The organism is Halomonas sp. BC2 (assembly GCF_002078115.1).
Classification (GTDB): domain Bacteria; phylum Pseudomonadota; class Gammaproteobacteria; order Pseudomonadales; family Halomonadaceae; genus Vreelandella; species Vreelandella stevensii.
The window spans coordinates 239,424-247,796 of sequence record NZ_LFGT01000009.1; the positions used below are offsets into that span (position 1 = coordinate 239,424).

Consider the following 8,373-nt stretch of genomic DNA (forward strand, 5'->3'; position numbering starts at 1 on the left):
GGCAGCACGGCTGATGTCTCCCGGTGACTGGCGCCTGCGCGTCTGGCCCTGGTGGGTGGCGGGGGCGGCTGCCGTGGGCTATGCACTGCTGGCAGGGCTGGCACCTCCTGCCATGCGCGCCATGATCATGACCCTGCTGGGGCTATGGGTGTTGAGCGGGCGCCATGCGCCAGGCCCCTGGCAGGCCTGGTGGCTGGCCCTCGCCGTTATCGTGGTGGCCGACCCGCTCTCTCTATGGCGGCCCGGCTTGTGGCTGTCGTTCGTGGCGGTGGGCTGGCTGATCGTGATCTGGCAGGGGCGCCCTCGCCCACGAGGTATCAAAGGCTGGTGCTGGGCGTTGCTGCGTTCCCAGCTGTTGCTGGCGCCGCTGATGGCGGCAGCGGTGCTGTTGGCATTTGGCCGAGTGGCGCCCGCGGCTCCGCTGGTCAATCTGTTGGCCGTACCTTGGGTCAGCTCGATCATGGTGCCTTCGGCGCTGCTGGGGTGGCTGCTCGCGCCGCTGCCGAGCATTGGGCTGGCAGCCTGGTGGGTGTTCGCACAGGCGCTGGCGCTGTTCCATTATCTACTGGAGGCTTCGTTGGCCCTGGCACCGCTGTGGCAGCCACCGCCCGAGCACGTATACCCGTTGGCACTGGCCTGGCTGCTGCTAGCGCTTGGCTGGGGATTGCCTGCCACGCCCAGCGGGGTGCGCATACTGGTCACGCTATTGGCGCTGAGCGCTCCCTGGTGGCCAAGTGAGCGCGTCGAAGAGCGTCGGCTGGTCGTCACCGTGCACGATGTGGGGCAGGGCCAGCTGGTCGAGCTGCGCAGCGCCGATTATCGGATGCTTTACGACACGGGGCCGCGTTTTCGCAGCGGTTTCATGCCCTTGCAAACGCTCTGGCCGCCTGGTCAGGCCTTCGACCTGGTGGTGGTCAGCCATGCCGATACCGACCACGCAGGCGGCGTCGAAGCGTTGCGGGACGAACATCAGGTGGCGGACTGGCGTGCCCCGCTGGACGAGCCGCTGATCGTTGCCAGCACGCCCTGTGAGCAGGGCCAGCAGTGGCAGCAGGAGGGGATCATCTATCGTTTCCTCTGGCCCCCGGCAGGACATCAGCAGCTCTCTTCCAATGACCGCTCCTGCGTGCTGGAAGTCCAGGTGGGAGAGCATCGGCTGCTGATCACCGGTGATGTGGGGCGTCAGGTGGAACGCCACTTGCTGCCCCTGTTGGCCGGTGACGTCACGGTGCTGGTGGCGGGCCATCACGGCAGTCACACCAGCTCCGGTGTGCAGTTCGTCCGTGAAGCGATGCCTCGGCATGCCATCTTCAGTGCCGGACGCGATAATGCCTTCCAGCACCCGGCCGATGAGGTGGTACGGCGCTTCCGCCGCCAGCACAGCTGCCTGTGGAGTACCGCCCATGATGGCGCGGTGCGTATCCGCCTGGAACCGGGGGTGCCCGTGCAGATAGATACCCTGCGGCGCGTTCCCGGTGGCCAGAAGCGGTGTTGAAGCGAGCCACCATAGGGTAGAATCGCCCCCACTGCACACTACTGCCGGGAGCGCGTGTGACTGATTCAGGTTGGGTACTCTATAAACGCTTGTTGAGTTATGTGAAGCCACACTGGCGCGCTTTTTCGCTGGCCGTGGTCGGGTTTCTGATTTACGCCGCGTCCAGTACCGCGCTGGCCGAGATGATGAAGCGCCTCATCGATGGCATTCAGAATCCCGATGCCGCGTTTCGGCTGTTTCTGCCCTTGTTCGTCGTGCTGATGTTCGCAGCCCGAGGGTTGGGCACTTTCCTCAGTACTTATTTCATGGCCTACGTGGGGCGCTACGTGATTCATACGCTGCGCTGTAACGTATTCGATCACATGCTGCATCTGCCGGGGCGCTTCTTCGATCACCACTCTAGCGGACATCTGGTGTCGCGGGTGACCTACCATGTCGAGCAGGTTGCCGGGGCGGCGACCAACGCGGTGACCATCATTCTCCGTGAAGGACTCTTCGTGGTGGGCCTGATTGGCTACCTGTTCTGGACCAACTGGATGCTCACTCTGCTGTTCATGGGCGTGACGCCGTTGATTGCCGGTGTGGTGAGTTACGTCAGCAAGCGCTTTCGGCGCATCTCCAAGCGCATCCAGCACTCCATGGGCGATGTGACGCACGTGGCTTCGGAAGCCCTCTCGGGGTATCGCGTGGTGCGCACCCATGGTGCCGAAGCCTATGAAAAGCAGCGCTTCGAACGTGTCAGCGAAGAGAATCGTCGGCAAAGCATGAAAGAAGCCATGACCCGAGCGGTCAGCTCGCCGGTGATTCTGATGCTGGTGGCCATTTCCATGGCCCTGCTGGTATGGCTGGCCATGGCCCCTCGTCTGATGGCCAACATGACGCCCGGTGAATTCGTTGCCTTCATTACTGCCGCTGCGCTGATGATCAAGCCGGTACGTCAGCTCACTGAAGTGAACAGTGAGATTCAGAAGGGTATTGCTGCTGCTGCCGAGCTGTTCGGTCTCATGGACCTGACCCCAGAGCGCGATGAGGGCGACGTGGTGCCGAGCCGTTTGGCTGGCGAGGTAGTCATCGACCATGTCAGCTTCCGCTACGCTGACGACCAGCCCAACGTGCTGCACGATATTCAGCTGCGCGTCGCTCCCGGCGAATTGGTCGCTATCGTAGGGCGCTCGGGAAGCGGCAAGTCTACCCTGGTGAGCCTGCTGCCGCGCTTCTATCGACCCACCGAAGGCCAGATCCTGATCGATGGCATCGATGCCGACCGCTACGCGCTGGGGCCGCTGCGGCAGCAGATAGCGCTGGTTTCCCAGCAGGTCACCCTGTTCAATGCCACCATCGCCGACAATATTGCGTATGGCGTGGAAAATCCGGACATGGCCGCCGTGAAAGCTGCCGCAGAAGCCGCCTACGCCAGTGAGTTCATCGAGAAACTGCCGGAAGGCTATCTCACCGTGGTAGGCGAAAATGGAGTCATGCTCTCGGGCGGGCAGCGCCAGCGGTTGGCGATTGCCCGAGCCATCTTCAAGGATGCGCCGATTCTGATTCTGGACGAGGCCACGTCGGCGCTGGATACCGAATCCGAACGCTATATCCAGAAAGCCCTGGAGCGGGTCTGTGAGGGGCGCACCACGCTGGTGATCGCCCACCGCCTGTCGACCATCGAGCGCGCCGACCGCATTCTGGTCATGGACCAGGGGCGTATCGTGGAGCAGGGCACCCATCAGGCGCTGCTGGAAAAGTCAGGTGCTTATGCGGCCCTGCACCAGCTTCAGTTTCAGGAGCACGAGTGAGCCTGGCGAAGCGCTGGCTCGACGCCGCCTACGGGGGAAGCCCGTGGCTGGCGCCGCTGTTTCCGCTAGGCAGCTTATACCGTTATCTTATGTATCGTCGAGCACGCGATTACCGACGGGGGCGCAAGCCCGTCTGGCGGGCGGAGGTGCCGGTGATCGTGGTCGGCAATATCACCCTGGGCGGCACCGGCAAGTCACCGCTGGTGGCCTGGTTGGGGCGCTGGCTGGTCGCGCAGGGCTACTCGCCAGGCATCGTGACCCGGGGGTATGGTGGCACCGCACCCCATTATCCGCTTCATGTTACGCCCGCCACGGATCCCGCGCATAGCGGTGACGAACCACTCATGCTGGTTCAACAGACCGGGCTGCCCGTCATCGCAGACCCGCAGCGGGCTCGGGGCGCCCGAGCGCTGGTCGAGATGGGCTGCGATATCGTGATCAGCGATGACGGCTTGCAACACCTGGCGCTGGGGCGCGATATTGAACTGGTGGTGGTCGATGGCAGCCGTGGGCTGGGCAACCAGCGCTGCCTGCCTGCAGGACCGCTGCGCGAAGGCGTTGCTCGCTTGCAACAAGTGGATGCGGTGATCGTCAATGGCACGCTGACGGCTCCCTTGCCGGTGCCTTCGGTGGCCATGCAACTGGTACCCCAGGGCTGGCGCAAGCTGGCCAGTGGTCAGCACTATCCGCTGGCTCCCTTGCCCTTTACGCTGCCAGCACATGCGCTGGCGGGGATCGGCAACCCGCAGCGCTTTTTCAAGACCCTCGAAACGTTGGGGGTTCATGGGGAACAGCACCCCTTGGCGGATCATCACGCTTTCGATGAGCAAACATTCAAGCCCATGGCCTTCGGACCGGTGGTCATGACGGCCAAGGATGCGGTCAAATGCCGTGAGTTGGCCCCGGCGGACAGCTGGGTGCTGGAGGTGGAAGCGCGGCTTCCAGAAGAGTTTGAAGATTGGCTGGCTTCCAGGCTGGCAGAACTGACACAAAGGGGAAGCACCGATGGATAAGGAACTGTTGGCAATGCTGGTTTGCCCGCTCTGCAACGGCAAGCTGAAGTATCAGCGCGACGCACAGGAGTTGTGCTGCCACTATGATGGTCTGGCCTATCCCATCCGAGACGGGATTCCGGTGATGCTGCCTGAAGAAGCGCGGCAGATGGACGCCGATGAGAAGCTGGCCACTTCACCTGGCCGTACTGGGGAGGTGTGATGGGCTCTGCGGCGCAATTCATCGCGGTCGTCCCGGCGCGGTTCGGCTCTTCACGGCTGCCTGGCAAGCCGCTTCTGGATATCGCCGGTGAGCCCATGGTAGCCCACGTATGGCGTCGTGCCTGCGAGAGCCAGGCGCAGCGAGTCATCGTGGCCACTGACGACGAGCGTATCCGTGACGCCATGCAGGCCTACGGCGCGGAAGTGGTCATGACTCGGGCCGACCATCCCTCCGGCACGGACCGGCTGGCCGAAGTGGCCGAACAGCTCTCACTGGCGGGTGACACGCTGGTCGTCAACGTGCAGGGTGATGAGCCATTGATTCCTCCCGTGTTGATCGACCAGGTAGCCCAGCGGCTGGCAGACGATCCTGAGGCGGCCATGGCCACCCTGGCCGAGCCCATCGGTGATGTGGATACGCTATTCAACCCCAATGTGGTCAAGGTGGTGCGTTCACTGCAAGGGCGCGCGCTCTATTTTTCCCGAGCGCCGATCCCCTGGGACAGAGAGCAGTTCAAGACTCAGCCCGATTTGCTCACCACCGATGCCTGGCTGCGCCATATTGGCATCTACGCTTACCGTGCCAGCTTTCTGGCCACCTACCGTGATCTGACGGCGTCCAGCCTGGAGCAGTTGGAACAGCTCGAGCAGCTGCGTGTATTGCAGCACGGTCACGCCATTCAGGTGGCGCTGGCCGCGGCTGCGAACCCGGCAGGGGTCGATACTCCGGAGGACCTGGCACGGGTACGCGCCCTGTTGTCGTCATCGGAGGATCGTCCATGAAGCGCGTGCTGTTCGTCTGTTTAGGCAATATTTGCCGCTCGCCCACCGCGGAAGGCGTTTTTCAGCAGGCCGTGGTGCGAGCAGGGCTGGATGACCGCATCACCATCGACTCCTGCGGAGTAGGTGACTGGCACGTAGGGAAAGCCCCAGACCCCCGCTCCCAGGCAGCGGCGCGACAACGAGGTATCGAGATTGGCCATCTTCGCGCTCGCCAATTGAAAGTCAGTGACTTCCACGAGTTCGACTACGTGCTGGGCATGGATCGCGAAAACCTCGCTGCCATGCGTGCTCTACAACCGGCCAATAGCCAGGCCCAGGTAGGGCTGCTGCTCGATTACGCCGGGCTGCCGCAGAGCGATGTGCCTGACCCCTATTACGGTGGCGACGACGGGTTCGAGCAAGTGCTGGACTTGATCGAGCGTGCCTCGCAGGGTCTGCTCGATGAGCTGCAGCGTGAACGCTAGCGCTGTCTCCCGCCCTGACGTCCTGATGGCGTTTCGAGACCTGACCCAGGCCAATACGCTGCGCTTGCCCTGTGTGGCCGAACAGTACGCGGCACCGACCACGCTGGCGGCGTTGCAGGACGTGTTGCATCAGGCACGGCAGCAGCGGGGGCCGATGACGCTGCTCGGGGGGGGCAGTAACGTCCTGTTGCCGAGCCAGTTGTCAGGAGTGGTCATTCGTCCTTCGCTCCAGCAGTGGTGGTTGGAGCGGCGTGGCCGGGAAGTGTTGGCCTACGTAGGGGCGGGGGTGAATTGGCACGCCCTGGTGATGGCGCTGGCGGCGCGTGGCCTGTGGGGCTGTGAGAATCTGGCACTGATCCCCGGTGATTGTGGGGCCGCTCCGGTGCAGAACATAGGTGCCTATGGTGTCGAACTGGCCGACGTGCTGGCGGCGGTGCAGGTGGTCGAGCTGGCCACTGGGGAAGTGCGCTGGCTGGATGGCGAGGCGTGCCAGTTCGGTTATCGAGACAGCATCTTCAAACGTGAGTTGGCAGGCAAGGTAGTCATTACGCAGCTCGTCTTGCGGCTCTCGGTAACGCCCAATCCGCAACTGGGGTATGGCGATTTGGCCGCACGGGTGTCTGCTGCGACTGACCCGCTGGAGGTGGCGCGTGCCGTCTGCGCCATTCGCCAGGAGAAACTGCCGGATCCCGCCGTGCTGGCCAATGCCGGCAGCTTCTTCAAGAACCCGCTCGTGAGCGGTGATCATGCCCAGCGGTTGTTGAGCGACTACCCCGGTATGCCGCATTTTCCCCAGCCTGATGGGCAGGTGAAACTGGCAGCCGGATGGCTGATCGATCAGTGTGGCCTGAAAGGGCACCGCCAGGGAGCGTTTGGCGTGCACCAGCATCAGGCGCTGGTGCTGGTGCACTTTGGTGGCGGTAATCGTGCAGAGCTGCTGGCGTTTGCGGATGTCGTGGCAGGTGCGGTCGCCGAGCGTTTTGGCGTCAGCCTGGAAGCGGAGCCACGAGTGATCTCCTGACGATAGCGCATAAAAAACCCCGCCGAGGCGGGGTTTTTTACGGCTGTCAGCATTACTCGGGTGAGTTTTGCTGGGCCTGCTGCTTGCGCTGTTCACGCGGGTCGTTATGAGCCCGGCGGCGGCGACGACGTGGCTTGGAGGCCTCCTCGTCAGCGGCAGGCTCGCCACTGGCGTTGGCGTCGGCCGCTGCCTGAGGGGCTTCGGGGGCTTTCTCTGCTGCTGCGTTTTCTGCAGCAGGCGTCGAGCGCTCCTGAGCCGCTTCCGTGGGCGCTTGCTCCGCGTTGGCTGAAGGCGCTTCTTCTACCGGTGCGGCAGATGCTGGCTCCTCGGCCGTGGCGGGCTTTTCCTCAGTGGTGACGGAAGATGGCGCTTCAGTGGCTGCTGAGGTGTCTTCCGCGGCTACTACGGAAGACGCTTTTGAAGGTTCTTCTTCAACGGCCGCTGAGGATTTCTCTTCAACCACCGCAGAAGATTTCTCTTCAACCACCGCCGAAGACTCTTTCTCTACCGCCGCTGAGGGCTCTTCAGTAGTGGCGGAAGATTTGCTCTCATCGGCAGAAGGTGCTTCTGCCACGGTCGTTGAGGGCTTGTCTTCAGAAACCGCTGAGGGCTTTTCTGCGAACACCGCTGAGGGCTCTTTCTCTACCGCCGCTGAAGGCTCTTCTTCGACCACGGTTGAGGGTTTTTTCTCTACCGCCGCTGAAGGCTCTTGAGCCGTCGACGAGGTTGGTTGTTCCTCACGTGGCGCTGTCGGCTCTTCTGTGGCTGCGGCGAGGGTGCCGTTGTCGTCTCCAGACGCGTTGGCTTCCTTGGCCGCTTCGTCGCGAATGGCAGGTTGACGGCGCTGGCGCGTTGACTTGCGTGCTTTGTCCGCACTGCTGGCGCGAGCGGTGGCCGTGGTGTCTTCTGCCGCGGCCTCTTCGGTGGCCTCCTGACGCGTGTCAGTGTGCGCTTCTGCCGCTTCGCCTGGCGATTGAGCCGAGGGCTCTTGCGTGGCTGTCTCTTGGGCAGCGGTTGCTTGAGTCGCCGTTTCTGGCGCTGACGCGGCTTTCTTTGCAGGCGTTTCAGCGTCTGCCGCCGCTGGGGCAGGGGCTTCCTCGGGTGCCTGCTGGGCTTCTGCCTGGAGCTTCAACTGCTCGGCTTCGGCCTGTGGGCTCAGTGCCTGCTTGCGTGAACGCTGGCGCGGGTTGTTGCGCGTGCGCTTCGGTTTGCCGTCATCCTTTTGCGGCTCGTCCTGCTGAACGGCCTCCGAGCGGCTATCGTCGTGCTTGGGTTTGTTGTCGCGGGGTTTCTCGCGACGCTGTTCCGGCTGCGGTGCGCTGCTGGCAGCATCGTTCTGCGACGACTCCTTGGCAGTCTCTTTCTGACGCGGGTTGCGGGGCGTGCTTTCCTGAGCCCGGCCATCTTCCTGCTGCGGATGACGGCGACGGTTGCGTGTGCGGCTAGGGCCGCTGCGCTTGTCGTTGGCGTCGTCGTTGCGGGCAGCAGGTGCCTTGGCGGTCTCGTTGCGCTGGTCGCGTGAGGCGCTGTTTTCCTGACGCTCGGGTGCTGAACGCTCCTGGGGCTGGCGCTCCTGAGACTGGCGCTCTTGCGCAGGCTTCTG

The 8,373-nt window shown here is 63.4% G+C and carries 7 protein-coding genes and 1 pseudogene; 7 read left to right on the forward strand and 1 reads right to left on the reverse strand.

What is annotated here, in order from left to right:
• From B7L71_RS07545 to murB, 7 genes are all read left to right on the forward strand, one after another.
• A partial coding sequence (locus B7L71_RS07545) for a DNA internalization-related competence protein ComEC/Rec2 (RefSeq protein ID WP_081137073.1) occupies positions 1 to 1,495 on the forward strand: 1,495 nt, incomplete at its 5' end.
• 56 nt (positions 1,496 to 1,551) lie between these two features.
• Positions 1,552 to 3,288: a lipid A export permease/ATP-binding protein MsbA gene (gene msbA / locus B7L71_RS07550; RefSeq protein WP_081137075.1), complete on the forward strand. Its 1,737-nt coding sequence runs from the start codon at positions 1,552 to 1,554 to the stop codon at positions 3,286 to 3,288.
• Entirely contained in the window at positions 3,285 to 4,301 is a 1,017-nt protein-coding gene (gene lpxK, locus B7L71_RS07555; RefSeq protein WP_081137076.1) for a tetraacyldisaccharide 4'-kinase, read from the forward strand. Before msbA ends, lpxK begins: the two co-directional genes overlap by 4 nt.
• Positions 4,294 to 4,503, forward strand: a complete 210-nt coding sequence (locus B7L71_RS07560; protein WP_026001654.1) for a Trm112 family protein — start codon at positions 4,294 to 4,296, stop codon at positions 4,501 to 4,503. The genes lpxK and B7L71_RS07560 overlap by 8 nt, the downstream gene beginning before the upstream one ends.
• Entirely contained in the window at positions 4,503 to 5,285 is a 783-nt protein-coding gene (gene kdsB, locus B7L71_RS07565) for a 3-deoxy-manno-octulosonate cytidylyltransferase (protein ID WP_081137078.1), read from the forward strand. The genes B7L71_RS07560 and kdsB overlap by 1 nt, the downstream gene beginning before the upstream one ends.
• Positions 5,282 to 5,749 carry a low molecular weight protein-tyrosine-phosphatase gene (locus tag B7L71_RS07570; RefSeq protein WP_081137080.1) on the forward strand — a complete coding sequence of 156 codons (468 nt, stop codon included), beginning with the start codon at positions 5,282 to 5,284 and terminating at the stop codon, positions 5,747 to 5,749. Before kdsB ends, B7L71_RS07570 begins: the two co-directional genes overlap by 4 nt.
• A 25-nt stretch (positions 5,750 to 5,774) precedes the next feature.
• On the forward strand, positions 5,775 to 6,770 hold the full coding sequence (gene murB, locus B7L71_RS07575) for a UDP-N-acetylmuramate dehydrogenase (RefSeq protein ID WP_081137082.1): 996 nt from the start codon (positions 5,775 to 5,777) through the stop codon (positions 6,768 to 6,770).
• Positions 6,771 to 6,822: 52 nt separating this feature from the next.
• On the opposite strand, the pseudogene B7L71_RS07580 reads toward murB, so the two are convergent.
• A pseudogene (locus tag B7L71_RS07580) lies at positions 6,823 to 8,373 on the reverse strand (hypothetical protein); the annotation flags it as partial.

What these genes read in the sequence shown, in the direction of transcription:
- B7L71_RS07560 (WP_026001654.1), top strand. Translation starts at nt 4,294, where the DNA reads ATGGATAAGGAACTGTTGGCAATGCTGGTTTGCCCGCTCTGCAACGGC.
- kdsB (WP_081137078.1), top strand. Translation starts at nt 4,503, where the DNA reads ATGGGCTCTGCGGCGCAATTCATCGCGGTCGTCCCGGCGCGGTTCGGC.
- B7L71_RS07570 (WP_081137080.1), top strand. Translation starts at nt 5,282, where the DNA reads ATGAAGCGCGTGCTGTTCGTCTGTTTAGGCAATATTTGCCGCTCGCCC.
- murB (WP_081137082.1), top strand. Translation starts at nt 5,775, where the DNA reads ATGGCGTTTCGAGACCTGACCCAGGCCAATACGCTGCGCTTGCCCTGT.